The following is a 25,722-nucleotide window of genomic DNA, read 5'->3' as shown; positions in this document are numbered from 1 at the left end:
TCCCGCTCAGGGCGGCGGCTGGACGGTGGCCGCCGTGTTCTTGCGGGCCACGAGGCGGTAGGCGTTGGAGAAGGGGGTGTGCCGGGCGAGGGGGCACAGGGCGTGGTCGAGCGCCCAGGCCAGGTCGGTCAGGGGGGCCGCCGCGGCCCGCAGGAGGGGACGGGTGCGGGACAGGGCGAGGGTGAGGGCCGCCGACAGGTCGTAGGGGGTGTGCGGGGCGGCGCGGTCGGTGACGAGGACCGTGCAGCCCTGCCGCTCCAGCTCCGCGCGGAGGTTGGCGAGGGTCGGCAGGTGCAGGTGCCTCGGCTGTCCGTAGGACCACCACCACCTGCCCAGGAGCGCGGCGAACGCGCAGCGCGGGTCGGGGACTTCGACGACGAGGTGGCCGCCGGGCCGCAGGACGGCGAGCGCGGCGCGGAGTTCGGCGCGCGGCTCCGGGGTGTGCTGCAGGTGGTGGAACATGCTGACCACGTCGTAGCGGGCGCGCAGGCGGGCCGCCGTGCCCGGGGTGCTCAGGTAGCCGCGGTGGGCCTCCTCGACGCGGCCCTCCAGCAGGGCCTGTTCGACGCGGGCCGTCGGGTCCAGGCCGTCGAAGCTGGTGTACGGGAAGAACTCCTTCGCCGCCTCGGGGAAGCGGGCGTGGCCCGTGCCCACGTCCAGCCAGCTCTCCGGGTCGGGCAGCGCCGACAGCGCGTGCGCGGCGGCGCGGTGGCGGCGGCGGACCGTGCGGGCGGAGCGGAGCCGCCCGGCGAACTCCTCGAGCTGTCGCACGTAGGAGTCCCGGTGGTAGAAGGCGAGGCCCTCCGCGGTGAGCCGGGGGTTCTGGAAGACGTGGCCGCAGTCGCCGCACTCGTCGAGGGCGTGGCTGCCGGGCCGGTGCCGCAGCGGGTCCGGGGCGCGCATCCGGGTCCGCAGGCGCCGGGAGCCGCACCAGGGGCAGTCCTCGCGGCGTGGTTCCAGGAAGGGGTCGCAGGGCTCGTTGACCAGCGTGGAGGAGGGCGAGGGCTGCATGGACGGCTCCCAGGGCGACATTCCGCGACAAACCGGAACGTATGGGATACCGATCTTGGACGCAATGACGTCGTCACCGCGTGGTGGCGCTGTGGCGCGGGCGGGTTCGTCCGCTGCCGGTACTGTTCGGCGAATGAGCAGCCTTGAACTGGACGACTTCACCGATCTGATCGAGCGCCCGGACGGGGGCGTTCGCCGTGACGCCGAGGCCCGGCGCGAGCGCCAGATCGTGCCGCCCGGGTCGCTCGGACGGCTGGACGAGCTGGGCGAGTGGCTGTCCGCCGCGCAGGGCGCCGTACCGGTACGGCCGGTCGAGCGGCCGCGGGTGGTGCTCTTCGCCGGCGATCACGGCGTCGCGGAACTCGGCGTCTCCGCACGGCCTGCGGGCGGCGCCGAGCGGCTGGTGCGGGCGGTGCTCGAGGGCGGCAGCCCGGTGTCGGTGCTCGCGCGCCGGCTGGACGTCCCGGTGCGCGTGGTGGACATGTCGCTGGACTGCCCGCCGGAGGCCTTCCCGGAGGACGTCGTGCGCCACCGCGTGCGGCGCGGCAGCGGCCGTATCGACATCGAGGACGCGCTCACCGCCGACGAGGCCGAGGCGGCCTTCCGGGCCGGCGTGGCGGTCGCCGACGAGGAGGCCGACTCGGGGACGGACCTGGTGGTGCTCGGCGACCTGAGCGTGGGCGGGACCACGGCCGCCGCGGTGCTGGTCGCCGCGCTGTGCGGGACCGACGCCTCCGTGGTGACCGGGCGGGGCGGCCTGCCGGTCGACGACCTGGCGTGGATGCGCAAGTGCGCGGCGATCCGGGACGCGCTGCGGCGGGCGCGCCCGGTGCTCGGCGACCAGCTTCAGCTCCTCGCCACCGTGGGCGGCGCCGATCTGGCCGCGATGACCGGGTTCCTGCTGCAGTGCGCCGTGCGCAAGCTGCCGGTGATCCTGGACGGCGTGGTGTCCGCCGCGTGCGCCCTGGTCGCCCAGCGGGTCGCGTTCCGGGCGCCCGACTGGTGGCTGGCCGGGCACGACAGCGGGGAGCCGGGGCAGGCGAAGGCGCTGGACCGGATGGCGCTGGAGCCGCTGCTGGAGCAGGGCGTGAAGGTCGGCGAGGGCGTGGGGGCGCTGCTGGCGCTGCCGCTGGTGCGGGCCGCCGCCGCGCTGGCCGCCGAGCTGCCCGAGGAACCGGAGCCCGGGGCGGACGACAAGCCGGAGCCGGAGGACGGCGACGCCGCGCCGGGTGCCGGTCTGGAGCCGGGCCGGGAGACGGAGCCGGAGAAGGAGTAGCCGGTCGCGGTCGGCTGCACGGTTCGCGGCGAGGGCCCCCATATGATCCTTCCTCATGGGAGATGCCCGATTTGCCGTGGAACAGCAGGCCGAGCCGGGGCGGCGGTCCGGCGGCGCCTCCCGCCGGGCCGCCGCGTTCGCCGTCTGGTACCTGCGGGCCGTCGCGTTCGTCAACTTCCTGAGCGCGGTGTGGGTTTCGCTGGGGCAGGACGTACGGCGGCACAACCAGGAGAACCTCTTCACGCCGTACCTGCTGACCGCCGGCTTCGCCTCGGGCGTGTTCACCGCGTTCCTGGCGGTCACCATGCGGCGGCGCAAACGGGCCGCCTGGATCCTGAACCTGGTGCTGAGCGGTTCGTTCCTGGTCCTGTTCGCCTTCGCCATGGCGTTCCCGGAGATCCGGCAGTACGCGCAGAACTGGGTCTCCCTGGCCCTCACGGCCGTCTTCACCGGATCGCTGCTGGCCGGCCGGCGGGAGTTCTACGCCAAGGGTGACCGGTCGAACCCGCGGCTGGCCGCGACCGTGGCGGTGGGCGGCGGCCTGCTCGCCTCGCTGCTCGCCGGTGCGCTGGTCACGGTCACCAACCAGGCCTCGGACGCGGCCCGTTCGACGTTCCGGGAGCGCTGGCACTACGGCACGCTGCGGCTGATCTCGGTGGCCGCCGACGAGAGCCGCTTTCCCGGGATCGACCCGCCCAACTGGGCCAACGTGACGGTCAACGTGCTCAGCACGGCGCTCGTCCTGGCCGTCTTCTACGCCGCCTTCCGCTCCCGGCGCGCCGTGGACCCGCTCACCGAGGACGACGAGAAACGGCTGCGGGCGCTGCTGGAGCGGCACGGGGAGCGGGACTCGCTCGGCTACTTCGCGCTGCGCCGGGAGAAGAGCGTGGTGTGGTCGCCGACCGGGAAGGCGGCCGTCGCCTACCGCGTCGTCGGCGGGGTGAGCCTCGCCTCCGGCGACCCGCTCGGCGACCCGGAGGCGTGGCCCGGGGCGATCGGGCCGTGGCTGACCGAGGCGCGGGCGCACGGGTGGATCCCGGCCGTGATGGGGGCGAGCGAGGAGGCGGGCACGGTCTACGCCCGGCACGGTCTGGACGCGCTGGAACTCGGCGACGAGGCGATCGTGGAGGTCGCCGAGTTCACCCTGGAGGGGCGGGCGATGCGCACGGTCCGGCAGGCGTACAACCGGGTGCGGCGGGCCGGGTACCGGGTGCGGATCCGGCGGCACGAGGACATTCCGGCGGCGGAGATGGCGTACCTCGTGGAGCGCGCCGACGACTGGCGGGACGGGGCCGGCGAGCGCGGCTTCAGCATGGCGCTGGGGCGGCTCGCCGACCCCGAGGACGGCCGGTGCGTGATGCTGGAGTGCACGGACGCCGAGGGCAGGCTGCGGGCGCTGCTCTCCTTCGTGCCCTGGGGGCCGCACGGGCTGTCCCTCGACCTCATGCGGCGGGACCGGGACTCCGACAACGGGCTGATGGAGTTCATGGTCATCGAGCTGCTGCGGCGGTCCGGGGAGACCGGGATCACGCAGGTCTCGCTCAACTTCGCGATGTTCCGCTCGGTCTTCGAACGTGGCGCGCGCCTCGGCGCCGGTCCGGTGCTGAGGCTGTGGCGGTCGCTGCTCAGCTTCTTCTCCCGCTGGTGGCAGATCGAGTCGCTGTACCGCGCCAACGCGAAGTACCGGCCCATCTGGGAACCGAGGTTCCTGCTCTTCGAGAAGAGCGCGGACCTGCTGCGCATCGGCCTCGCGTCGGCGCGGGCCGAGGGGTTCCTGGGGGGCCTGTCGTCGGATTCCCGGCGTCCGCCCGGGGGGCGGGGCGCGCGGCGTCTGGTGCGCGCGGTCGCCAGGCGCCGCGCGGCGGGCGGGAGTCCGGCGGCGGGCCCCGAGTCTCCCGGGCCGCCGCAGTGGGCGCATCGCAGGGATCTGGAGACGCACCGATGAGGAACGCTTGATGGAGAGGCCCGCCCGCTGGGCCCGTGCCGAGTGGGGGGCGCTGTACGTCACGGTCCGCGGGCCCCTGCGCGAACGGCGGCTGCGGGCGGCGCCGATGGCCGCCGGCGCGGTGTGCCTGACCGCGCTCCTGCAGTACGCGCAGAACCAGCCGTGGGGTTACCGGTTCGTACAGGACGCGGGGGCGGTGCGGGCGGAGGACCCGCTGTGGCAGGCGCTGTTACGCACGCCGCTGTCGCTGTTCGTGCCGGCCCCGGACCTGCCCGTGTGGGGGGCGCTCGCCCAGATCCTGTGCGTGTTCGGCATCGCCGAGATCTGTCTGGGCTGGTGGCGCACGCTGGCCGTGGCCTACGTCGCCACGCTCGCCGGGACGCTGTACGCGCGGGCCGGCATCGCCCTCGGCCCGCACGCCCCGTTCGGCCTGCCCGCCTCGGACGCCCGGGTGGTGGACACCGGGCCCTCGGCGGCGGTGGTCGGCCTCGCCGTGTACGTGGGCTGGCGCTACGGCGCCTATGTCACGGCGGGCGCGGTGACCGCGGCGATGGTGGTCGAGGTGCTCCTGAAGGAGAACCTGGCCGGCAAGGAGCACCTGGCCGCCCTGATGGGCGTCGGCACCCTCTGCCTGGCGGCGGCCCTGCGCGACCGCGCCCCCTACCGCCCCGGCCGTCCCCCCGGCCCCAGCCCCACCCCGCCTCCGCTCCGCCCCTGACCGACCCGCCTGCCCCCCCTGCCGGCGACGGGACGCCGGCGGCCACGCGATGCCCGCCCCCACGAAGCGCTCGGTGAATGCGGCCTCCAGGCAACCGTCCCGCGTTGGAGCGGCCCAAGGTGGCCCGGCAGCCTAGCCGACCGGGCCCAAGACCGCCCCGCCCCCAACCGCCCGGACCGCACTCCGGCCACCACCCAGCCCCGAACGCCCCGGCGGGCTCCAGGGAACCGCCCCGCGCGATGTGCTCAGTCGTGGTCCGGGAGGCGGGTCGGGCGGGGGTCTGGTTTGCCGCCGATCCAGTCCTGGACCGCGCGGCGGGGGCCGGACCAGCGGCGGTCGTGGCGGTAGGCGCGCAGCGCGGACCTGGCGCGGGCGCGGGGGCGGCGGCCGTAGAAGCGGCGGGCCCACGGGGAGCCGGGGCGGGCCAGGCGGATGGCGCCGACCAGCGCGACCAGCGGCACGATCGCGCCGAACACCGCGGTGCGGGCCTTGCCCTTGCTCAGGGCGATCAGCGCGAAGAGGAAGTTCACGGCGATGGTGCCGATGACGCTGCCCCTGTTCTCCAGCTCCTGCTCGGACAGGTCGTTGACGCCGAACGGGACGAAGCCGGCCAGCAGCAGGCCGACCAGGGCGGCGGTGAGGACGACGGCCTCGACGCTCTTGCGGCCCTCCGCCGTCCAGTAGACGTCGTCGAGGTGCAGGATCAGCGCGAACTCGTCCAGCACCAGCCCCGCGCCCATCCCGAAGACCACGGCCGCGACGGCCCCGCCGGCGCCGTGCCGGTCGCTGGCGACCGCCCCGAACCCGCCGACGACGGTGAGCACCACCCCCGGGACCACGTGGTGGATGTGCAGTCCGCCCGCCCGGACGTTCCCGAACGGGCCCCTGCCGGCCCGGATCAGCCGGGTGATGACCCGGGTGACGAGGAAGGTCAGCACGAAGGCGGCGAGGGCCAGCAGCAGCGGGAGCTTGCCCGGCTCCAGGATGTTCCGCTCCCACCAGTGCCCCATGTGCGCACATTACCCCCAATTGCCCCGACCCTCGGTGCCGTTCGCCGGATTCACCTGCCGGGGCCCGGTCCGGCGCCCGGTAGCCTGCGCCGGTGTCCAGGACCCCCTCCCTCCACGGCCTCCGCTTCGCCTTCGGCACGCTCACCGTGCTGCCCGTCCGGGTGCACCGCTGGGACCGGGAGGCCGCCCGCCGGGGCATGCTGACCGCCCCGGTGGCCGGACTCGCCGTCGGCGCCTGCGCGGCCGGGCTCGGGCTGCTGCTGCTCCTGCTGGGCGCCGGCCCGCTGCTCGCCGCCGTCGCCTCGGTGGCCGTACCGGCCGTGCTGACCCGCGGACTGCACCTGGACGGGCTCGCCGACACCGCCGACGGGCTGGGCAGCGGCAAGCCGGCCGAGGACGCGCTGCGCATCATGAAGCGGTCGGACATAGGGCCGTTCGGCGTTATCACCCTCCTGCTCGTCCTGCTGGCCCAGACCGCCGCGCTGGCGCAGCTCTACGGCGACTCCTGGACCCGGGGCGCCACCGCCGCGCTGACCTCGGCCGTCACGGCCAGACTGGCGCTCACCCTGGCCGCGCGCGCCGGGGTGCCGGCCGCCCGGCCGGAGGGGCTGGGCGCGGCGGTCGCCGGGGTGGTTCCGGCGCCGGGCGCGGCGGCCGTCGCGGCGGCCGTCACGGTGGTGGCGGCCGCCTGGGGCGCGGCCCTCGGCCCGTACGGGGCCCTGCGCGCCGCGGCCGCCGTACCGCTCGCCCTGGCCGCCGCCGAACTCCTGCTGCGCCACTGCACCCGGCGCTTCGGCGGCGTCACCGGCGACGTGTTCGGCGCCCTGGCGGAGACGGCCGCGACGAGCGCCCTAGTGGTGCTGTCCCTCGGCCGCTAGTCCCCCGTCCCGCACACGGACGGGTTCTGACCGGGGGCACCCGAGCCCACGTACTGCCGGCCGGGGGCCGGTTCCCGCTCTCCGGCACGGTGTGGGCGGCCGCCGTGGCGCTCTTCGAGGTGAACGCGCTGCCGGTGCTCTCCCCTGCCGCCGCTCCCTCGCCGGCGGCCGCGCCGGCGCCTCCTGCCGCCCGGCCGGCCCTTCGGGCCGGGGATCCGGGGCACAGGGATGCATAGGGATTACCCGAAGGCATGGCCGAGGGTTTACCCGAAGGCATGACCCGGGGACCGCCCACAGGCATGAGGGAACGGGCGCACGCGCGTAGTCTCGTCCCGGGTGTTCGCCGACAGGGTGAAGGCCCCGGTTGCCACCTGCCCCCAGGCCTGCGCCTAGGGTCGGCTGTCGGGCCCGGTCGACCCACCCCTTTTCGGCCACAGCAACTTCACATCGGAAGCGAGATTTCACCACCGTGACTGCTCTGACTCTCAGCACCACCGCGGCGCCCGGCCTGCGGGCCGACGCGATCGTGATCGGTGTCGCCAAGGGTGCCAAGGGGCCCGTCGTCGCGCCGGGCGCCGAGGCCGTGGACAAGGCTTACGACGGCAAGCTGGCCGGCGTCCTGGAGACCCTCGGTGCCTCCGGTGCCGAGGGCGAGCTGACGAAGCTGCCCGCCCCGGGCGGCTTCAAGGCGCCGCTCGTGGTGGCGGTGGGCCTGGGCGCGGAGCCCGAGAAGGACGCCGGTTACGACGCCGAGGCCCTGCGCCAGGCCGCCGGTGTGGCCGCCCGCGCCCTCACCGGCGCCCGCAAGGCCGCGTTCGCGCTGCCCGTCGACGGTCCCGGCGCCATCGGCGCGATCGGCGAGGGCGTGCTGCTCGGCGCGTACTCCTTCGACACGTACAAGGAGAGCGCCAAGGACGCGCGCGCCAAGAACGGCAAGGCGCCGCTGGCCGAGGCCACGCTGCTCGGCGGCAAGCCGCGCGACGCCGCCCACAAGGGCGCCGTGGCCCGGGCCGTCGCGGTCTCCGAGGAGCTGAACCGCGCCCGCGACCTGATCAACATGCCGCCGAACGACCTCACCCCGCAGGCCTTCGCCGCCGTCGCGCAGGGCGCGGCCAAGGAGCACGGCCTCAAGGTGCAGGTGCTCGACGAGAAGGCCCTGGTCAAGGGCGGCTACGGCGGCATCATGGGCGTCGGCGGCGGCTCGGCGGCGACCCCGCGGCTGGTCAAGCTGTCGTACTCGCACCCCAAGGCGGACAAGCACCTCGCCCTCGTCGGCAAGGGCATCACCTACGACTCGGGCGGCATCTCGCTGAAGCCGGCCGGCCACAACGAGACAATGAAGTGCGACATGAGCGGCGCCGCCGCCGTGTTCGCCGCCGTCGTCACCGCCGCCCGGCTGGACCTCAGGGTCAACGTGACCGGCTGGCTGGCGCTGGCCGAGAACATGCCCTCGGGCACCGCCGTCCGCCCGGGCGACGTGCTGCGCATGTACAGCGGCAAGACGGTCGAGGTGCTCAACACCGACGCCGAGGGCCGGCTGGTGCTCGCCGACGCGCTGTGGGCGGCCTCCCAGGAGGCGCCCGACGCGATCGTCGACGTCGCCACGCTGACCGGCGCGATGGTGCTGGCGCTCGGCAGCCGCACCTTCGGCGTCATGTCCAACGACGAGGCGTTCCGCTCCGCGGTGCACGAGGCGGCCGAGGAGGTCGGCGAGCCCGCGTGGCAGATGCCGCTGCCCGAGCACCTGCGCAAGGGCATGGACTCCTCCGTCGCCGACATCGCCAACATGGGCGAGCGCATGGGCGGCGGCCTGGTCGCCGGCCTCTTCCTGCGCGAGTTCGTGGGCGAGGGGATCACCTGGGCGCACCTCGACATCGCGGGTCCCGCGTTCAACGAGGGCGGCCCGTTCGGCTACACGCCGAAGGGCGGCACCGGCTCCGCCGTCCGCACCCTGGTGCGGCTGGCCGAGCTGACCGCGGCGGGTGACCTGGGCTGATGACCGCCCGGTAGCCCGGGCCGCCCCGTCGCCGGGCGGACCCGGGAGCGCGGGGACCGTTCACGCGGTCCCCGCGTCCGCGTTTGCGGGGGTACGTGGGGTGTCTCACACTCAGGCCCCGCGTCTCGTCCGCCTCGAACAAGTGCAAAGATGGAGCCCGGCAGGACAGGGCCCCCACCGAAGGGCCGAAGCATCAAGCGGCCGGACACCAGCCGCCCGCCGGTCATCGGAGATCGGCGCAAGGCGCACATGCATGGAGGACGTGACGTGGCGAACGACGCCAGCACCGTTTTCGACCTAGTGATCCTCGGCGGTGGTAGCGGTGGTTACGCCGCGGCCCTGCGCGGGGCGCAGCTGGGCCTGGACGTCGCCCTGATCGAGAAGGACAAGGTCGGCGGCACCTGCCTGCACCGGGGTTGCATCCCCACCAAGGCCCTGCTGCACGCGGGCGAGGTCGCCGACCAGGCCCGCGAGAGCGCGCAGTTCGGCGTCAAGGCCACTTTCGAGGGCATCGACATCGCCGGCGTCCACAAGTACAAGGACGGTGTCATCTCCGGCCTGTACAAGGGCCTGCAGGGTCTCGTCGCCTCCCGCAAGGTGACGTACATCGAGGGTGAGGGCCGGCTGTCCTCCCCCACCTCCGTCGACGTGAACGGTCAGCGGATCCAGGGCCGTCACGTCCTGCTGGCGACCGGCTCCGTGCCGAAGTCGCTGCCGGGCCTGGAGATCGACGGCGACCGGATCATCTCCTCCGACCACGCCCTCGTCCTGGACCGCGTGCCGAAGTCCGCGATCATCCTGGGCGGCGGTGTCATCGGCGTCGAGTTCGCCTCGGCGTGGAAGTCCTTCGGCGCCGACGTCACGGTCGTCGAGGGCCTGAAGCACCTCGTCCCGGTGGAGGACGAGAACAGCTCCAAGCTGCTCGAGCGCGCGTTCCGCAAGCGCGGCATCAAGTTCAACCTGGGCACCTTCTTCCAGAAGGCCGAGTACACCCAGGACGGCGTGAAGGTCACCCTCGCCGACGGCAAGGAGTTCGAGGCCGAGGTCCTGCTCGTCGCCGTCGGCCGCGGCCCGGTCTCCCAGGGCCTCGGCTACGAGGAGCAGGGTGTCGCCATGGACCGCGGCTACGTCCTGGTCGACGAGTACATGCGCACCAACGTCCCGACCATCTCCGCCGTCGGTGACCTGGTCCCGACGCTCCAGCTCGCGCACGTCGGCTTCGCCGAGGGCATCCTGGTGGCGGAGCGTCTGGCCGGTCTGAAGACCGTCCCGATCGACTACGACGGTGTCCCGCGGGTGACGTACTGCCACCCGGAGGTCGCCTCCGTCGGCATCACCGAGGCCAAGGCCAAGGAGATCTACGGCGCGGACAAGGTCGTCGCTCTGAAGTACAACCTGGCGGGCAACGGAAAGAGCAAGATCCTCAACACCGCGGGCGAGATCAAGCTCGTCCAGGTGAAGGACGGTGCCGTGGTCGGCGTCCACATGGTCGGCGACCGCATGGGTGAGCAGGTCGGCGAGGCCCAGCTGATCTACAACTGGGAGGCGCTGCCGGCCGAGGTCGCCCAGCTCATCCACGCCCACCCGACGCAGAACGAGGCTCTCGGCGAGGCGCACCTGGCGCTGGCCGGCAAGCCGCTGCACTCCCACGACTGACCCTTCGGTCAACGGGCGCGACGACACAGACTTTCCGCAATTCGTAAGGAGCAACCGAAACCATGGCGGTTTCCGTAACCCTTCCGGCGCTCGGTGAGAGCGTCACCGAGGGCACTGTCACCCGCTGGCTGAAGGCCGAGGGCGAGCGTGTCGAGGCCGACGAGCCGCTGCTCGAGGTCTCGACCGACAAGGTCGACACCGAGATCCCCTCCCCCGCCGCCGGCGTGCTGGCCTCCATCAAGGTCGCCGAGGACGAGACCGTGGAGGTCGGCGCCGAGCTGGCCGTCATCGACGACGGCTCCGGCGCCCCCGCGGCCGCCCCGGCCCCGGCCGCCGAGCCCGCTCCGGCCGCCGAGCCCGAGCCCGCTCCGCAGGCCGCCCCGTCCACCGAGCAGGCGGCTCCCGCCCCGGCCCCGACCGCCGAGGCGGCCTCCGGCGGCGGTTCCGCCGAGGGCACCGACGTGGTCCTGCCCGCGCTCGGCGAGTCCGTCACCGAGGGCACCGTCACCCGCTGGCTGAAGTCGGTCGGCGACTCCGTCGAGGCCGACGAGCCGCTGCTCGAGGTCTCCACGGACAAGGTCGACACCGAGATCCCGGCGCCCGCCTCCGGCGTGCTGCTCGAGATCGTGGTGAACGAGGACGAGACCGCCGAGGTCGGCGCCAAGCTCGCCGTCATCGGCGCTCCGGGCGCCGCCCCGGCCGCCGCTCCGGCTCCGGCCGCCCCGGCGCCCGCCGCTGCCCCGGCCGCCCCGGCCCCGGCTCCGGCCGCTCCCGCCGCCCCGGCTCCGGCTCCCGCCGCTGCTCCGGCCCCGGCCCAGCCCGCGGCTCCGGCCCAGCCCGCCGCTCCGGCTCCCGCCCCGGCCGCCCCGGCCCCGGCTCCGGTCACCCCGGCGGCCGCGCCCACCTCGCCGACCGCCACCCAGGCGACCGACGAGGGCGCGTACGTCACCCCGCTGGTGCGCAAGCTCGCCGCCGAGAACGGCGTCGACCTGGCCGCCGTCAAGGGCACCGGCGTCGGCGGCCGCATCCGCAAGCAGGACGTCCTCGCCGCCGCCGAGGCCGCGAAGGCCGCCGCCGCGCCGGCTCCCGCCGCCGCCCCGGCCGCCGCGAAGAAGGCCCCGGCGCTCGAGGTCTCCCCGCTGCGCGGCCAGACCGTCAAGATGCCCCGCATCCGCAAGGTCATCGGCGACAACATGGTCAAGGCCCTGCACGAGCAGGCCCAGCTCTCCTCGGTCGTCGAGGTGGACGTCACCCGTCTGATGAAGCTGCGCGGCAGGGCGAAGGACTCCTTCGCCGCCCGTGAGGGCGTCAAGCTCTCCCCGATGCCGTTCTTCGTCAAGGCCGCCGCCCAGGCGCTGAAGGCCCACCCGGTCATCAACGCCCGGATCAACGAGGCCGAGGGCACCATCACCTACTTCGACTCCGAGAACATCGGGATCGCGGTGGACTCCGAGAAGGGCCTGATGACCCCGGTCATCAAGGGCGCCGGCGACCTGAACATCGCGGGCATCGCCAAGGCCACGGCCGACCTGGCGGGCAAGGTCCGCGCCAACAAGATCACCCCGGACGAGCTGTCCGGCGCGACCTTCACCATCAGCAACACCGGCTCGCGCGGCGCGCTGTTCGACACGATCATCGTGCCGCCGAACCAGGTCGCGATCCTCGGCATCGGTGCCACGGTCAAGCGTCCGGCCGTCATCGAGACCGAGGAGGGCACGGTCATCGGCGTCCGCGACATGACCTACCTGACCCTCTCCTACGACCACCGCCTGGTGGACGGCGCCGACGCCGCCCGCTACCTGACGGCGGTCAAGGCGATCCTGGAGGCGGGCGAGTTCGAGGTCGAGCTCGGCCTCTGACGTCCCAGATCAGGCAGTGCGGCACCCCGTCCGGAGCGATCCGGGCGGGGTGTTCGCGTTTGTCGGGGTGCGCACCGTGTAAGCCTCGTCTCACCTGCGTCAAAGCACCCCCGCGCGCCCTCTGCGCGGCGCGCGCCCGCCGTATTGTCTAAACGTCAGCCCCTGGGAGGAGCCCCCATGACCGCGCCCGTCGTCCACTCGCTGCGCGAACAGATCCGCGAGCACATCGTGGAGGGGATCGTGAGCGGTCGCTGGCAGCCGGGCGAGCGCATCGTGGAGCGGCGGATCGCGACCGAGCTGGAGGTCAGCCAGACGCCGGTGCGCGAGGCGCTGCGCGAGCTGGAGTCCCTCCGCCTGATCGAGTCGGCGCCCAACAAGGGCGTCAGGGTCCGCAACCTCACCGCCGCCGACCTGGAGGAGAGCTACCCGGTCCGGGCCGGTCTCGAGGCCATCGCGGCCGAGCTGGCCGCCGACCGCCTCGCCGAGGACTGCTCGGCCCTCGAACCGCACGTCACCGCCCTGTACGAGGCGGACCGCACGGCCGACGGCACCGCCCAGGTGCGCCACACGGTCGGCTTCCACCGGGAGCTGGTGCGCGCGGCGGACAACTCGGTGCTGCTGCACACCTGGGAGGGCCTGGGCATCGAGGTGTTCACGGCGCTGTCGATCCGCTGGCTGGGCACGGTCCAGCAGAGCTACGCCGAGGAGCACGAGGAGCTGGTGCAGGCGTTCAAGCGCCGCGATCCCCGGATCCCCGAGCTGGTGAAGGCCCACGTCCTGGGCTGCGCCCCGCGCGCCTGACGCAGGAGAGCGCACCCCCGCTCAAAACGCCGCCCCACCTGCGAAAACCCCCTGCCGATCCCGACACTCGGTGCCCTTGCCCGAGGCACCCGGTGCCGACTTTCTCGATATCGAGAAGTTTTCCCCTTCACCCCTTTGATCGATCATCGATCACGGAGTTAGAGTCCAGGGCGGACCTCCACCGAGGTCCGTCTGCCCTGTCCTGCCAAAGACCAAGGGCAACCCCGAACCCTTAACGATGAGGGAACCCCCTTCGACTGAGGAAGGCGGCGACATGACCGACCCCAACGCCATCCAGCCGAGCGCGCTCGACCAGCTCCCGGACCGCGACCCGGAGGAGACCGCCGAATGGCAGGCCTCCCTGGACGCCGTGGCAAGGGAGGCCGGGCCGCACCGCGCCGCGTACCTGATGCGGCGCACGCTGGAGCGTGCCGAGGCGGGCGGCGTCGCGCTGCCGAAGCTCCTCGAGACGGACTACGTCAACACCATCCCCACCTCCGCCGAGCCGGCCCTGCCCGGCGACCCGGAGATGGAGGCCCGGATCACCGCCTGGAACCGCTGGAACGCGGCCGCCATGGTGACCCGCGGCGCGAAGCACGGCGTCGGCGGCCACATCGCCACCTTCGCCTCCGCGGCCTGGCTCTACGAGACCGGCTTCAACCACTTCTTCCGGGGCAAGGAGCAGGACGGCTCCGGCGACCAGCTCTACATCCAGGGCCACGCCTCCCCCGGCATCTACGCCCGCGCCTTCCTCGACGGCCGGCTGGACGAGGCGCACCTGGACAACTTCCGCCAGGAGGCCGGCGGCAACGGCCTGCCCTCCTACCCGCACCCGCGCCGGCTGCCCTGGCTGTGGGAGTTCCCGACGGTGTCGATGGGCCTCGGCCCGCTCTCCGCGATCTACCAGGCGCGCTTCAACCGGTACCTCACCAACCGCGGCGTCAAGGACGTCTCCGCCTCCCACGTCTGGGCCTTCCTGGGCGACGGCGAGATGGACGAGCCCGAGTCGACGGCCGCGCTCGCGCTGGCCGCCCGCGAGGAACTGGACAACCTCACCTTCGTCATCAACTGCAACCTGCAGCGCCTCGACGGCCCGGTCCGCGCCAACTTCAAGATCGTGCAGGAGCTGGAGGCCCAGTTCCGCGGCGCCGGCTGGAACGTCGTGAAGACGCTGTGGGGCTCGGCCTGGGACGAGCTGTTCGCCCTCGACACCACCGGGGCGCTGGTACGCCGGCTGCGCCAGGTGCCGGACGCGCAGGTCCAGACGTACCAGACCCGCGACGCCGCCTACATCCGCCAGGACTTCTTCGGCGCCGACCCGGCGCTGGCCGAGATGGCGAAGCTGCTGAGCGACGACAAGATCCTCGAGTGCTTCCACCTCTCGCGCGGCGGTCACGAGGCCCGCAAGGTCTACGCCGCGTACAAGGCGGCCGTCGAGCACAAGGGCGCGCCGACCGTGATCCTGGCCCAGACGGTCAAGGGCCACACCCTCGGCGAGGGCTTCGCCTCGAAGAACGCCAACCACCAGATGAAGAAGCTGTCGGTGGACGAGTTCAAGGCGATGCGCGACCTGCTCGAGCTGCCGATCAAGGACAGCGACTTCACCGACGGCGTGGTCCCCTACGGCCACCCGGGCGCCGACTCCCCCGAGGTCCGCTACCTCCAGGAGCGCCGCGCGGCCCTCGGCGGTCCCGCCCCGGCCCGCCGCGTCCACCCGCTGGCCCCGCTGCCCGCCCCCGCCGACAAGGCGTTCGCCGCCTTCGACAAGGGCTCCGGCTCCCAGAACGTCGCCACCACCATGGCGTTCGTCCGTCTGGTCAAGGACCTGGTCCGCGACAAGGAGACCGGCAAGCGCTGGGTGCCGATCGTCCCGGACGAGGCGCGCACCTTCGGCATGGAGTCGCTGTTCCCGTCCCTGGGCATCTACTCCCCCAAGGGCCAGACGTACGAGCCGGTCGACCGCGACCAGCTGATGTACTACAAGGAGGCCAAGAACGGCCAGATCCTCAACGAGGGGATCACCGAGGCCGGTTCGATGGCCGACTTCATCGCCGCGTCCACCGCGTACGCGACGCACGGCGAGGCGATGATCCCGTTCTACATCTTCTACTCGATGTTCGGCTGGCAGCGCACCGCCGACCAGATGTGGCAGCTCGGCGACCAGCTCGGCCGCGGCTTCCTGGTCGGGGCCACGGCGGGCCGCACCACGCTGACCGGCGAGGGCCTGCAGCACGCCGACGGCCACTCCCCGGTGATCGCGGCCACCAACCCGGCCGCGCTCAGCTACGACCCGGCCTTCGCCTACGAGATCGCGGTGATCGTCCGCGAGGGTCTGCGCCGGATGTACGGCGAGGCCAAGCCGGGTGAGGACCAGAACGTCTTCTACTACCTCACCGTCTACAACGAGCCGCTGCCCCAGCCGGCCAAGCCGGCCGCGCCCGGCGTCGACGAGGGCATCGTCAAGGGCCTGTACCGCTTCAACACGGCGGAGACGGCGGGCGTGACCGCCCCGGCCAACGCCCCGCGCATCCAGCTCCTCGGCTCGGGCACGGCGATCCACTGGACCCTGGAGGCGCAGAGGCTGCTGGCCGAGGACTGGGGCGTGGCCGCCGACGTGTGGTCCGCGACCTCCTGGGGCGAGCTGCGCCGCGACGCGCTCGAGGCCGACGCGGCCCTGCTGCGCGGCGAGGAGCGGGTGCCGTACGTACGGCAGGCGCTGCAGGGCGCCGAGGGCCCGGTGCTGGCCGTCTCCGACTACATGCGCCAGGTCCCGGACCAGATCGCGCAGTGGGTAGAGCAGGACTGGTCCTCGCTGGGCGCGGACGGCTTCGGCCTCTCCGACACCCGTGAGGCGGCCCGCCGCCACTTCGGCGTCGACGCCCCGTCGATCGTCGTCGCGGCGCTCGCCCAGCTCGCCAGGCGCGGCGAGGTCAAGGCGACCGCGGTGAAGGAGGCCCGGGAGAAGTACGGGCTGTAGGCACCGGGCTCCCACGGAGTCCTGACAAGTCCTGACGAGGGGCACGGCGACCGCCGTGCCCCTCGTCGTGTCAGTGGGCCCCGGCATCATGAACCCATGCGCGCCGCCCGCCTCATCAAGATGGTGCTCCTCCTGCAGTCCCGGCCGTCCATGACCGCCGCCGAACTGGCGCGGGAGCTGGAGGTGTCGGAGCGGACGGTCACCCGGGACGCGCAGGCGCTGTCCGAGGCGGGCGTGCCGGTGTACGCGGACCGGGGGCGGGCCGGCGGCTACCGGCTGATCGGCGGCTACCGGACGCGGCTGACGGGGCTGGCGCGCACCGAGGCCGAGGCGCTGTTCCTGAGCGGGGTACCGGGGGCGCTGCGGGAGATGGGCCTGCAGGACGCCGCCGGCGCCGCCCGGCTGAAGGTGTCCGCCGCGCTGCTGCCCTCCCTGCGGGACGCCCCGGACAGCGCCGCCCGGCGCTTCCACCTGGACGCGCCCGCCTGGTTCCGCGAGCCGGAGACGCCCGGGCTACTGCCGGTGGTCGCCGAGGCGGTGTGGGCCGACCGGCGGATCGGCGCCGTGTACCGGCGCGGGGAGCAGTCGGTGGAGCGGGACCTGGAGCCGTACGGGCTCGTGCTGAAGGCCGGCGTCTGGTATCTGTGCGCGCGGGTGGCGGACGGCGGCGCGTTCCGAACGTACCGGATCGACCGGTTCCACGCGGTCGACGCCCTGGAGGAGCGCTTCGAGCGGGTCACGGACTTCGATCTCGCCGCGTTCTGGGCCGGGCAGGCGGAGCGGTTCGCCCGGTCGCTCCTGCGCGCCGAGGCCGTCGTGCGGCTGTCCCCGCGGGGCGCGCGCAGGCTGCCGTACGCCGTGGACCCGCTCGCCGCGCGCGAGGCGCTCGCGAGCGCGGGCGAGCCGGACGGCGAGGGGTGGGTGACGGTGACCGTGCCGGTGGAGTCGGAGGACGTCGCGCACGGGCAGCTGACGGCGCTGGGTCCGGAGGTGGAGGTGCTGGCGCCGGCGGGCCTGCGGGAGCGGTTCGCGGCGGACGCGGCCCGGCTCGCCGCGCACTACGGGCGCGTGGACGGTGGATAACGATCCGCCGCACTCCGCGTGCGCCCCACCGGCGCAGGCCCGATGCTGGTGGCGTGATGGACGAGACGGAGTTCTGGGAGCTGATCGACGCGACCCGGGAGGCGGCCGAGGGCGACCCCGAGGAGCAGGCCGACCTGCTCGTGGAACGGCTGCTCCAGTTCGACCCGGAGCTGGTCCTGGACTTCGCCCGTCACTTCGAGGCCCGCTACAACCGGGCCTACCACTGGGATCTGTGGGGCGCCGCCTGGGTCCTGCTGGACGGGGCGAGCGACGACGCGTTCGACTACTTCCGCTGCTGGCTGATCGGCCAGGGCCGGGAGGTCTTCGAGGGCGCCCTGCACGACCCGGACTCCCTGGCCGACCTGCTCGGGGACTTCGACGAGGAGATCGACGGCGACGGCGAGGAGCTGGGCTACGCGGCGGACGAGGCCTACGAGCAGCTCACCGGCACCGTCGCCCCTGACCTCGGCATCGCCCCGGCGCCGGCCGAGCCGGAGGGCCCCCCGATCGCGTTCGAGAACGAGCGGGTGCTCGCCGAGCGCTATCCCCGCCTGTGGGAGCGCTTCAAGGAGTAGCCGTACCGGATGCGGACGGCACGGGGCCCGTGCGCCTGCGGGCGCCGTCCGCGGGCGGCCGGCCCTGGAGCCGGGCCGCCGTCCGCCTGATCTCCGGCAGCCGGGCGGTCAGGGCGGCGCCGGGGCAGTTCGTCATGAAGCCCTCGTCATGGCCGGCCACCGCGGGCAGGGTGGCGCCGGTGCCGGCCTTGAAGCGGCTGTGCCCGTTGCTGGAGACCAGCCGGGCCCGGGCGCGCGGGTCGACGCCGGCGAGGCCGAGCTTCCAGGCGGCGAGGGCGGCGATCGCGTCGGTCATGGCCCGCGGCACGGGCTCGTCCCCGGTGAAGTTGCCGAGGGCGGCGACACCGGCGGTGCGGTGGTTGAAGCCCTGGGTGTGGGCGCCGGTGACCGGCCGGTCCACTCCTCCGGCGCGGCCCTCGTAGATGGTGCCGCAGCGGTCGACGAGGAAGTTGTAGCCGATGTCGTCCCAGCGGCGGTCGCCGGTCTGCCCGGCGTACAGGCCGCGGATGATGCGGGGCGCGTCGGCGCAGTCGTACCGGTTGGGCGAGGCGGTGTGGTGGACGAAGACGGCGACCACCTTGTCGTCGTAGCGCGGGGGCGGCTGGCTGCGCGGGGCGGTGGCCGCGTCCAGCCAGGCGGAGCGGGGCAGGATGCGCGGCCGGGGGGCTTGGTGGGCCGGGATCTCCGGGTCCGCGCCGGGCCGGGGCGGGCGGAGCGGGACGGCGCCCTCCACGGCCCGGGCGCACAGGGCCAGCGCCAGGACGGCCAGCAGGCCGGGCAGGCAGCCGAGCAGCACGGGTACGGCGCCGGGGACGCGGGCGGTCCGCCGTCCACGTGTTCCCGGCGCCCTTCGCGGGAGGCGCATGGTCCCACTGTCGGCTCGCTCCGCCGTGCTCGCGATGTGGGGTGTGCCACCTGGTGGAACCATCGTCCTTGTCCAGGCCGTTTCTGGGGATATACGCACAACGTGACCGGTTCGCGGTCCGGATGGCCGCTCACCCGCGCGTGACCGGTCGCCGGGGCCGCCCGGCCCGTATCTCAGGGGGTCCGAGAGAAAGGCGGCTCCGTGGACCTGCTCGACCTGGTGCTCGCGCTGGTGGTCGTCGTCTACGCGGCGTCCGGTTACCGGCGCGGTCTGCTGGCCGGCTGCCTGTCCCTGGCCGGGTTCGTGGGCGGTGCGGCGGTCGGGGTGTGGGTGCTGCCCTGGGTGACCGGGCTCGCGGCGCGCGGCTCGGCGACGGCGACCGTGCTGGCGGTGCTGACCGTCCTGGTGCCGGGCGTGGTGGGGCACGAGCTGGCGGGCCGGCCGGCGCTGCGGCTGCGGCGCGAGCTGGACCGGGAGGGCCGGGGACCGCTGCGGGCGGCGGACGGGCTCGGGGGCGCGGCGGCCAACTCGGTCGCCGTGCTGATCGTGGCCTGGGTCGCGGCGAGCGTGCTGGGTGCCTCCTCCTCGCAGACCGTGACGACCGCGATCCGCGACTCGGCGGTGCTGGGCGCGGTGCAGCGGACGATGCCGGACACCACCCCGGCGTGGTTCTCCCGGGCCACCTCCGCGCTGACCGAGGCGGGCTTCCCGCAGGTCTTCAACCCGTTCGAGAACGAGTCGACGGCCCGGGTCGCCCCGCCCACCGGCGACAGCGTCACGTCGGCGGCGGCGAACGCGGCCAGGCGCAGCTCGGTGAAGATCGAGGGCGCGGCCGGCGCCGAGGGCCGGGAGGGCAGCGGCTTCGTGTACGCGGCGCGGCACGTGATGACCAACGCGCACGTGGTGGCGGGCATCGACCACCCGAGCGTCCGGGTGGGCGGGGTGGGGCCGGCCTACCTGGCGCGTGTGGTGCTGTTCGACCCGGACCGCGACCTGGCGGTGCTGTACGTGCCGCGGCTGCGTGCCCCGGTGCTGCGGTTCGACCACGGCGCGGTGCGCGGCGACCCGGCCGTGGTCGCCGGCTATCCGCAGGACGGCGGCCTGGACCTGCAGGCGGCCACGGTGGCGAACCGGGTGCTGGCGCGGGGCCAGAACATCTACGGCACGGGCACGGTCACCCGGGAGATCTACTCGATCCGCTCCACGGTCCGGCCGGGCAACTCCGGCGGCCCGCTGCTGTCGGCCGACGGCCGGGTGTTCGGCGTGGTCTTCGCGCGGTCCACCTCGGACGCCGAGACGGGGTACGCGCTGACGGCGGACGAGGTGGCGGGCGACGCCGCGCGCGCGGCGACGGCGACGGCGCCGGTCGGCACCGGCCACCTCGTCACGTCGTAGCGCGCGGGCCGCGCCGGCTCCCGCACCGCTCGTGGCGCCGCGGGGACCGGGCCCTAGAGGGCGCGTCCCATGAGCACGTCGTCGACGAACGCGCCCTCGATCAGCCACTCCCCGGGCAGCACGCCCTCGACCGCGAAGCCCTGGGACTCGTAGAGCCGCCGGGCGGGGGTGTTGTGCCCGAGCACGCGCAGGGTGAGGCGCCGCGCGCCGCGCGCCCGCGCCTCCTCGACGGCGGCCCGGACCAGCGCGCCGCCGACGCCCCTGCCCCGGGCCGCGTCGGAGACGACCAGGCCCTGGATCTGGCGGACGTGCGCGTTGGCGGGCAGCGCGGTGGGCAGGACGAGGCGGATGTAGCCGGCGAGGCGCCCGTCCAGTTCGGCGACGAGGTAGTCCTCCGGCTGGTGGCGCTCGTCGAAGAAGGGCGGGTACGGCGGGCGCGGCGCGGGCAGTACGGCGTGCAGCGGTGACCAGGCGGCCCGGTCGAGGAGGGCCAGCTCCTCCTCGTCGGCGGGCCGGGCGATGCGTATGGACGGCATGGAGATCACCTTAAGCAGGCCGGAGAAGGAGGGCTCCGGCGGGGAAGGATGGGCGCATGGAACGTTCGCGAATCGCGGTGGCCGGTGCGTCCGGTCTCATCGGCAGCGCCCTGGTGCGGTCCCTGACCGCCGACGGGCACGAGGTGGTGCGCCTGGTGCGGCGTGCGCCCCGGGGCAAGGACGAGGTCCGCTGGGACCCCGAGCGGCAGCAGGTGGACGCGGCGGGACTGGCCGGCTGCGACGCCGTGGTCAATCTCGCTGGGGCGGGGATCGGCGACCGGCGCTGGACCCCGGAGTACAAGCGGCTGATCCGGGACAGCCGGGTGCTCGGCACGGCCGCCCTGGCGGAGGCGGTGGCCTCGCTGGACACCCCGCCGCGGGTCTATGTGAGCGGCAGCGCGATGGGCATCTACGGCGACACCGGCGACCGCGCGGTGGACGAGGACGCGCCGCCCGGGGACGGGTTCCTGCCCTCGCTGTGCGTGGAGTGGGAGGAGGCGGCGGCGCCCGTGCAGGAGGCGGGGGTGCGCACGGTGTTCCTGCGCACGGGTCTGGTGGTCGCGCGCGGCGGCGGAGCCTGGGGGCGGCTGTTCCCGCTGTTCAAGGCGGGGCTCGGGGGACGCCTGGGCAGCGGACGGCAGTACTGGTCGTACATCGCGCTGCACGACGAGGTCGCCGCGATCCGGCACCTCATCGACGACGACGGCGCGTACGGGCCGTTCAACCTGACCGCCCCGCAGCCGCTGACGAACCGCGAGGTCACTGAGGCGATGGGCCGGGTGCTGCACCGGCCGACGCTGTTCGCGGTGCCGGAGCCGGTGCTGCGGGCGGCGCTCGGCGAGATGGCCGGCGACGTCCTGGGCAGTCAGCGGGTGCTGCCGAAGCGGCTGCTGGAGTCGGGGTTCACGTTCGCGTTCCCGGGCATCGAGGACGCGATCCGCGCGGCCTGACCGGTTCCCGGGGCTCCCGCCGACATCTCCTGTGTCCTCCTGTGATCTGTTGAGTTCTCTTGTGACCGAATGCGACCGCCGTGCGACCGTGCCCTGTCGATGCGCGGACCACCGCCGACCGGTCGGGGACCTAACCTCAAGCCGAACTCGGGTATCCCCGGAGCCTGTTGGGGGCATGACGTCTCCACCGGCCGCGCAACCACAGGAGGGGCCTCGTGCTTGAGCCCGCGTACCAGGTGGACGTCGTCGTCGTGGGAGCCGGGATCGCCGGACTCTCGGCGGCTCACCGGCTCACCAGCGCAGGAGTGACCACCGCAGTCCTGGAGGCCGCCCCTTGTGCGGGCGGCCGTATGTCGACCGAGAAGGTCGACGGCTTCCGGCTCGACCGCGTCGGACAGCTGCTGTCCACGTCGTACCCCGAACTCCGCCTGACCCCGGGGCTCGGCGCGCTCGCCCTGCGCCGGTTCGCGCCGGGCGTGCTGCTGCATCGTGACGGGCGCACGCACCGCGCGGGCGCCCCGGCGGCCGCGGGGAGCGCAAGGGGCGCACTTCATGTGGTGCGCGCCCTGGCAAGCGCCCCCCGTGGCCCGGCGGCCTCACCCGGCCGGGCCGGCGCGCCGGTCGGCGGCGCCGTCGACCAGGCCCGGCTCGGCACCGCGCTGGGCCGGATCGCCGCCACCCCGGTCGAACGCCTGCTGTCCCGGCCCGAGCTGCCCGCCGCGCAGGCGCTCGCGGCCCGCGGCGTGCCGGCCCGCACGATCGAGGGCTTCCTGCGTCCGCTGCTCGCCGCGCTGCTGTGCGACCCGGAGCTGACCACGTCCAGCCGGTGCGCGGACCTGGCGCTGCGCGCCTTCGCGAGCGGCCGGCTGTGCGTGCCGGAGGGCGGCGCCGAGGCGCTGCCCGAGCTGCTGGCCGGGACGCTGCCGCCCGGCACCGTGCACACCGGGGTGCGGGTCACCTCGGTCTCCACCACCTCGGTGACCACCGCCGAACACGGCGAGATCCGCTGCCGCGCGGTGCTGCTGGCGACCGACGCGCGGGCCGCGGCGGAGCTGCTGCCGGGCCTCAGGGTGCCGGACTTCCACCCGGTGACGGTCGTGCACCACACCACGGACGACCCGGCGCCGGCCCTCGCGACGGGCGCCTCGCTGCTGCTGGACGCCGATCGCGGCGGACCGGTCGCGCACACGGCGGTGCTCAGCAACGTCGACCCGTGCCGGGCGCCGGCCGGCCGGGTGCTGATCTCCTCGACCGTGCTGGGCGCCCCGCCCGACGGGATCGACACGGCCGTGCGCATCCACCTGTCCCGGCTGTACGGCACCTCGACGCGGCGCTGGGAGACGCTGGCCGTGCACCACACCCCGGAGGCGGTGCCCGCCATGCGTCCCCCGCACGACCTGCGCCGCCCGGTACGGCTGCTGGCCGGCCTGTACGTCTGCGGCGACCACCGGGACACCAGCACCGTGCAGGGCGCCCTGCACTCGGCCCACCGGGCGGCGGCGGCCGTCCTCGCGGACCTCGGGGCCGCGGGGTCGGTGAACCGGTCCGAACCCGCGCCCACCCTGCCGAGAGCCGCCTGAGCCGCCGCGGACCGGGCCCGCCCGGCCCGGTCCGCCGCAGGGGCCCTGGGGCCTGCCCGACCAGCCCGCCGGGCCCGCGACGCGAATCGTCGGACAGGCCCTAACCGAGCGCGGCGACCTTCTCGCGGTAGCCGCGCGCGGGAGCGGCGTCCTTGTACGGCTCCAGGCGCCGCTCGAAGTCCCTGACGTACTCGACGGCGCGCACGGACCGCATCTGGGCCGCCTGCCCGGCGGCCTCCGCCGCCAGCGCGCACGCCTGGTCCAGCTCGCCGAGACCCAGCCGGGCGCTGGCCAGCACCACCCGGCAGAACAGGCGGCTGCGGGCGTAGGCGGGGGCGCGCAGCTGCAGGGAGCGCTCGGCGTGCTGCGCAGCCGCCCGGAACTGCTGGAGATCGCGGTGGCAGTGCCCGAACTCGTCGGCGAGCTGCGCCTCGTCGAAGAACCGGGCCCAGTGCGGCACCTCGTCACCGAGCCGGGCCGCCTCCAGGGCGCGTTCGGCCCGCACCAGCGCGCCGGTGCACGCCCGTACCTCGCCGAGCACCCCGTGGGCGCGGGCCTCGGCGGCGTGCAGCAGCGCCTGTACGACCGGCGGGGCGCCGGTCCCGACGCCCTGCTGCGCCACCCGGGCCAGTTGCACCGCCTCCCGGCCGTGCCCCAGGTAGACGGCCTGGCGGCTCATGGTGACGAGCACGTAGGAGCCGTAGGCCCGGTCGCCGGACGCCTGGGCGAGCCGCAGCGCCTGCACGAAGTAGCGCTGGGCGAGCCCGTGCGCGGCGATGTCGTAGGAGGTCCACCCGGCGAGCCGGGTGAGGTCGGCGGCCGCCCCGAACAGGCGCCGCCCGGTCTGCTCGTCGTAGGCGCCGCGCAGCAGCGGCTCGCACTCGTGCTCCAGGTAGCGCACGAGCGCCTGCCGGGCGTGGCCGCCGCCGTAGGCGTCGTCGAGGGTGCGGAACAGGTCGGCGACCGAGCGCAGAGCGGCGACGTCGCCGCCGGTGACCCGGTGGCCGGGCGCCCGTTCGGCCTGGCCGCGCGGCCGGGCCGGGGCGGTCACCGCCTCCAGCCGGTTCCTGACGGCGGCCGGGCGGCCCTGGGCGGGCACCCGGGGCGCCGGGTCTCGGGCCACCCGGTCGTCGGCCTTGCCGATCAGCCAGTCCCGGCTGGGCACGACGAGACCGGCCGGGGTGAAGGCGATCCTGCGCAGCTCGGCGTGGCTGCCGGAGTCCTTGCGCCACAGCCCGCTGACGATGTCCACGGCCTCCTCCGGGGTGGCCGCGAACTCGAGCCCGGCGTACACCGGCGCGCACGCGTCCAGGCCGAGATCCTGGGCCGTGAGCCGGCGCCCGAGCCGGCGGGTGAACACCTCGGCGATCAGCGCGGGCGTCGTCCCCCGGGGCTGCTGGCCGCGCAGCCAGCGGGTGACGGAGGTCTTGTCGTATCTGAGGTCGAGTCCGTGCTCCAGGCCGAGCTGGTCGACGCGACGGGCCAGACCGGCGTTGGAGAACCCCGCTTCTGCGATGAGCGCGGCGAGCTGGCGGTTGGGGGTGCGCTGCGCGGGTCGGTCCGTCATCTGGGGTGCGTTCTCCTGCCTTGCGGCACTGCGGAAGTACCCGGACTGCCGGTGAGCAGCCCTTATGGCCTCGTGGACGGCGCGAATGTAGCGGAGAGTGAGCAGACGATCGCACAGTTCCCCGTTCATTCATCCGATCGTGTGAGGATTGCCCTCAGGGCTGACGTATGCCGGACGGTCGTACAGTGGCGTGGGCGCGCCATGCGCCTGGCACCGGTTCGCTGAGGGAGGCGCTTGCCGTGAGTGAGTTGCGGTTCGTCCGTATGGGGTTCGGCGCGGACGCCGTCGAGTACCAGGAGGCGTGGGACGAGCAGCGCCGGGTGCACGCGGCCCGGTTCGCCGACGAGGTCCCGGACACCGTCCTGCTGCTGGAGCACCCCCCGGTCTACACGGCGGGCCGCCGCACCGAGGACAGCGAGCGCCCGCTGGACGGCACCCCGGTCATCGACGTGGACCGCGGCGGCAAGATCACCTGGCACGGTCCCGGCCAGCTCGTGGGCTACCCGATCCAGAAGCTGCCCCGCCCGGTGGACGTCGTCGCCCATGTGCGCCGCCTCGAGGAGGCCCTGATCCGCACCTGCGCCGAGTTCGGCCTGGAGACCACCCGGGTCGAGGGCCGCAGCGGGGTGTGGGTGCTCGGCGACCCGGTCGAACAGCGGCCGGCGCTCGGCGGTCTCTCCCTCGACTTCGACCCCCGGCTCACGGACGACGAGTTCGACCCCCGGCTCAACGGCCCCGAGTACGCGCCCTCCAACGCCGGCCAGCGCCGCGAGGACCGCAAGATCGCCGCCATCGGCATCCGCGTGGCCAAGGGCGTCACGATGCACGGGTTCGCGCTGAACGTGAACCCGGACAACAAGTGGTTCGACCGGATCATCCCCTGCGGCATCCGGGACGCGGGCGTCGCCTCGCTCGCCGCCGAGCTGGGCCGGGACATCACCGTCGAGGACGTCCTGCCGGTCGTCGAGCGGCACCTGCGTGACGTGCTGCAGAACGCGGACCTCAGGCCGCGTGCCGTGGAGAAGGCCTCCGCCTGATCCGGAT

20 protein-coding genes are annotated in these 25,722 nt (G+C 74.3%); 15 read left to right on the top strand and 5 right to left on the bottom strand.

From position 1 onward, the window contains the following. Positions 1-6: 6 nt before the first annotated feature. Positions 7-1,011 (bottom strand): class I SAM-dependent methyltransferase, encoded by a 1,005-nt coding sequence (locus TNCT1_RS32080; protein WP_143639162.1) that lies wholly within the window; start codon positions 1,009-1,011, stop codon positions 7-9. A gap of 133 nt (positions 1,012-1,144) precedes the next feature. Here TNCT1_RS32080 and cobT point away from each other — a divergent pair, with 133 nt between their 5' ends. From cobT to TNCT1_RS35660, 3 genes are read left to right on the top strand one after another with little or no spacing between them, the layout of a single operon-like run. Then, positions 1,145-2,287 carry a nicotinate-nucleotide--dimethylbenzimidazole phosphoribosyltransferase gene (gene cobT, locus TNCT1_RS32075; RefSeq protein ID WP_143639160.1) on the top strand — a complete coding sequence of 381 codons (1,143 nt, stop codon included), beginning with the start codon at positions 1,145-1,147 and terminating at the stop codon, positions 2,285-2,287. 55 nt (positions 2,288-2,342) lie between these two features. Beyond that, the gene (locus tag TNCT1_RS32070; RefSeq protein ID WP_235903013.1) at positions 2,343-4,232 is read left to right on the top strand and encodes a phosphatidylglycerol lysyltransferase domain-containing protein; all 1,890 of its coding nucleotides are present in this window, start codon (positions 2,343-2,345) and stop codon (positions 4,230-4,232) included. Between the two features lie 10 nt (positions 4,233-4,242). Beyond that, positions 4,243-4,950 carry a hypothetical protein gene (locus tag TNCT1_RS35660; protein WP_160160446.1) on the top strand — a complete coding sequence of 236 codons (708 nt, stop codon included), beginning with the start codon at positions 4,243-4,245 and terminating at the stop codon, positions 4,948-4,950. Positions 4,951-5,195: 245 nt separating this feature from the next. Here TNCT1_RS35660 and TNCT1_RS32060 read toward each other — a convergent pair whose 3' ends face one another. Then, on the bottom strand, positions 5,196-5,960 hold the full coding sequence (locus TNCT1_RS32060) for a hypothetical protein (RefSeq protein ID WP_143639158.1): 765 nt from the start codon (positions 5,958-5,960) through the stop codon (positions 5,196-5,198). A 92-nt stretch (positions 5,961-6,052) separates the two neighbouring features. Between TNCT1_RS32060 and TNCT1_RS32055 the strand changes: the two genes are divergently transcribed. The 8 genes from TNCT1_RS32055 to TNCT1_RS32020 all read left to right on the top strand — a co-directional run bounded on the left by TNCT1_RS32055 (position 6,053) and on the right by TNCT1_RS32020 (position 17,785). Further along, a complete protein-coding gene (locus TNCT1_RS32055) occupies positions 6,053-6,838 on the top strand; it encodes an adenosylcobinamide-GDP ribazoletransferase (RefSeq protein ID WP_143639156.1) in 786 nt (261 codons plus the stop codon). Positions 6,839-7,307: 469 nt separating this feature from the next. Further along, positions 7,308-8,834, top strand: coding sequence for a leucyl aminopeptidase (locus tag TNCT1_RS32050; protein ID WP_143639154.1), 1,527 nt, complete (start codon positions 7,308-7,310; stop codon positions 8,832-8,834). A 267-nt stretch (positions 8,835-9,101) separates the two neighbouring features. Next, positions 9,102-10,490: a dihydrolipoyl dehydrogenase gene (lpdA, locus tag TNCT1_RS32045; RefSeq protein WP_174266524.1), complete on the top strand. Its 1,389-nt coding sequence runs from the start codon at positions 9,102-9,104 to the stop codon at positions 10,488-10,490. Positions 10,491-10,552: 62 nt separating this feature from the next. After that, complete coding sequence (gene sucB, locus TNCT1_RS32040) at positions 10,553-12,349, top strand: 2-oxoglutarate dehydrogenase, E2 component, dihydrolipoamide succinyltransferase (RefSeq protein ID WP_143639150.1); 1,797 nt, start codon at positions 10,553-10,555, stop codon at positions 12,347-12,349. A 177-nt stretch (positions 12,350-12,526) separates the two neighbouring features. Beyond that, positions 12,527-13,150, top strand: a complete 624-nt coding sequence (locus tag TNCT1_RS32035; RefSeq protein ID WP_143639148.1) for a GntR family transcriptional regulator — start codon at positions 12,527-12,529, stop codon at positions 13,148-13,150. 274 nt (positions 13,151-13,424) lie between these two features. Continuing rightward, entirely contained in the window at positions 13,425-16,127 is a 2,703-nt protein-coding gene (gene aceE, locus TNCT1_RS32030; RefSeq protein WP_143639146.1) for a pyruvate dehydrogenase (acetyl-transferring), homodimeric type, read from the top strand. 96 nt (positions 16,128-16,223) lie between these two features. Beyond that, entirely contained in the window at positions 16,224-17,210 is a 987-nt protein-coding gene (locus TNCT1_RS32025; protein WP_143639144.1) for a YafY family protein, read from the top strand. A 56-nt stretch (positions 17,211-17,266) separates the two neighbouring features. After that, positions 17,267-17,785 carry a DUF4240 domain-containing protein gene (locus TNCT1_RS32020; RefSeq protein WP_174266527.1) on the top strand — a complete coding sequence of 173 codons (519 nt, stop codon included), beginning with the start codon at positions 17,267-17,269 and terminating at the stop codon, positions 17,783-17,785. Here TNCT1_RS32020 and TNCT1_RS32015 read toward each other — a convergent pair. Next, positions 17,775-18,650 carry a peptidoglycan recognition protein gene (locus TNCT1_RS32015; protein WP_143639139.1) on the bottom strand — a complete coding sequence of 292 codons (876 nt, stop codon included), beginning with the start codon at positions 18,648-18,650 and terminating at the stop codon, positions 17,775-17,777. The genes TNCT1_RS32020 and TNCT1_RS32015 overlap by 11 nt on opposite strands. Before the next feature lie 201 nt (positions 18,651-18,851). On the opposite strand from TNCT1_RS32015, the gene TNCT1_RS32010 reads away from it, so the two are divergent. Next, positions 18,852-20,045, top strand: coding sequence for a MarP family serine protease (locus tag TNCT1_RS32010; protein WP_143639137.1), 1,194 nt, complete (start codon positions 18,852-18,854; stop codon positions 20,043-20,045). 53 nt (positions 20,046-20,098) lie between these two features. On the opposite strand, the gene TNCT1_RS32005 is transcribed toward TNCT1_RS32010, so the two are convergent. Beyond that, positions 20,099-20,581, bottom strand: coding sequence for a GNAT family N-acetyltransferase (locus TNCT1_RS32005; protein ID WP_174266523.1), 483 nt, complete (start codon positions 20,579-20,581; stop codon positions 20,099-20,101). A 56-nt stretch (positions 20,582-20,637) separates the two neighbouring features. Between TNCT1_RS32005 and TNCT1_RS32000 the strand changes: the two genes are divergently transcribed. Together TNCT1_RS32000 and TNCT1_RS31995 are read left to right on the top strand one after the other, a co-directional pair. Further along, positions 20,638-21,531, top strand: a complete 894-nt coding sequence (locus TNCT1_RS32000; RefSeq protein WP_143639133.1) for a TIGR01777 family oxidoreductase — start codon at positions 20,638-20,640, stop codon at positions 21,529-21,531. A 215-nt stretch (positions 21,532-21,746) separates the two neighbouring features. Further along, entirely contained in the window at positions 21,747-23,111 is a 1,365-nt protein-coding gene (locus tag TNCT1_RS31995; protein WP_143639131.1) for an NAD(P)/FAD-dependent oxidoreductase, read from the top strand. Positions 23,112-23,211: 100 nt separating this feature from the next. On the opposite strand, the gene TNCT1_RS31990 is transcribed toward TNCT1_RS31995, so the two are convergent. After that, the gene (locus TNCT1_RS31990; RefSeq protein WP_143639129.1) at positions 23,212-24,678 is read right to left on the bottom strand and encodes a regulator; all 1,467 of its coding nucleotides are present in this window, start codon (positions 24,676-24,678) and stop codon (positions 23,212-23,214) included. Between the two features lie 239 nt (positions 24,679-24,917). Between TNCT1_RS31990 and lipB the strand changes: the two genes are divergently transcribed. Beyond that, positions 24,918-25,715 carry a lipoyl(octanoyl) transferase LipB gene (gene lipB, locus TNCT1_RS31985; protein ID WP_143639126.1) on the top strand — a complete coding sequence of 266 codons (798 nt, stop codon included), beginning with the start codon at positions 24,918-24,920 and terminating at the stop codon, positions 25,713-25,715. Positions 25,716-25,722 lie beyond the last annotated feature (7 nt).

This window comes from Streptomyces sp. 1-11 (assembly GCF_007176755.1).
Lineage (GTDB): Bacteria > Actinomycetota > Actinomycetes > Streptomycetales > Streptomycetaceae > Streptomyces.
This window is presented reverse-complemented; position numbering and strand designations above follow the sequence as displayed.

What these genes read in the sequence shown, in the direction of transcription:
- TNCT1_RS32005 (WP_174266523.1), bottom strand. Translation starts at nt 20,581, where the DNA reads ATGCCGTCCATACGCATCGCCCGGCCCGCCGACGAGGAGGAGCTGGCC.
- TNCT1_RS32035 (WP_143639148.1), top strand. Translation starts at nt 12,527, where the DNA reads ATGACCGCGCCCGTCGTCCACTCGCTGCGCGAACAGATCCGCGAGCAC.
- TNCT1_RS32020 (WP_174266527.1), top strand. Translation starts at nt 17,267, where the DNA reads ATGGACGAGACGGAGTTCTGGGAGCTGATCGACGCGACCCGGGAGGCG.
- TNCT1_RS35660 (WP_160160446.1), top strand. Translation starts at nt 4,243, where the DNA reads ATGGAGAGGCCCGCCCGCTGGGCCCGTGCCGAGTGGGGGGCGCTGTAC.
- TNCT1_RS32070 (WP_235903013.1), top strand. Translation starts at nt 2,343, where the DNA reads ATGGGAGATGCCCGATTTGCCGTGGAACAGCAGGCCGAGCCGGGGCGG.
- sucB (WP_143639150.1), top strand. Translation starts at nt 10,553, where the DNA reads ATGGCGGTTTCCGTAACCCTTCCGGCGCTCGGTGAGAGCGTCACCGAG.
- TNCT1_RS32060 (WP_143639158.1), bottom strand. Translation starts at nt 5,960, where the DNA reads ATGGGGCACTGGTGGGAGCGGAACATCCTGGAGCCGGGCAAGCTCCCG.
- TNCT1_RS32025 (WP_143639144.1), top strand. Translation starts at nt 16,224, where the DNA reads ATGCGCGCCGCCCGCCTCATCAAGATGGTGCTCCTCCTGCAGTCCCGG.
- TNCT1_RS32015 (WP_143639139.1), bottom strand. Translation starts at nt 18,650, where the DNA reads ATGCGCCTCCCGCGAAGGGCGCCGGGAACACGTGGACGGCGGACCGCC.
- cobT (WP_143639160.1), top strand. Translation starts at nt 1,145, where the DNA reads ATGAGCAGCCTTGAACTGGACGACTTCACCGATCTGATCGAGCGCCCG.
- TNCT1_RS31990 (WP_143639129.1), bottom strand. Translation starts at nt 24,678, where the DNA reads ATGACGGACCGACCCGCGCAGCGCACCCCCAACCGCCAGCTCGCCGCG.
- aceE (WP_143639146.1), top strand. Translation starts at nt 13,425, where the DNA reads ATGACCGACCCCAACGCCATCCAGCCGAGCGCGCTCGACCAGCTCCCG.
- TNCT1_RS32080 (WP_143639162.1), bottom strand. Translation starts at nt 1,011, where the DNA reads ATGCAGCCCTCGCCCTCCTCCACGCTGGTCAACGAGCCCTGCGACCCC.
- TNCT1_RS32000 (WP_143639133.1), top strand. Translation starts at nt 20,638, where the DNA reads ATGGAACGTTCGCGAATCGCGGTGGCCGGTGCGTCCGGTCTCATCGGC.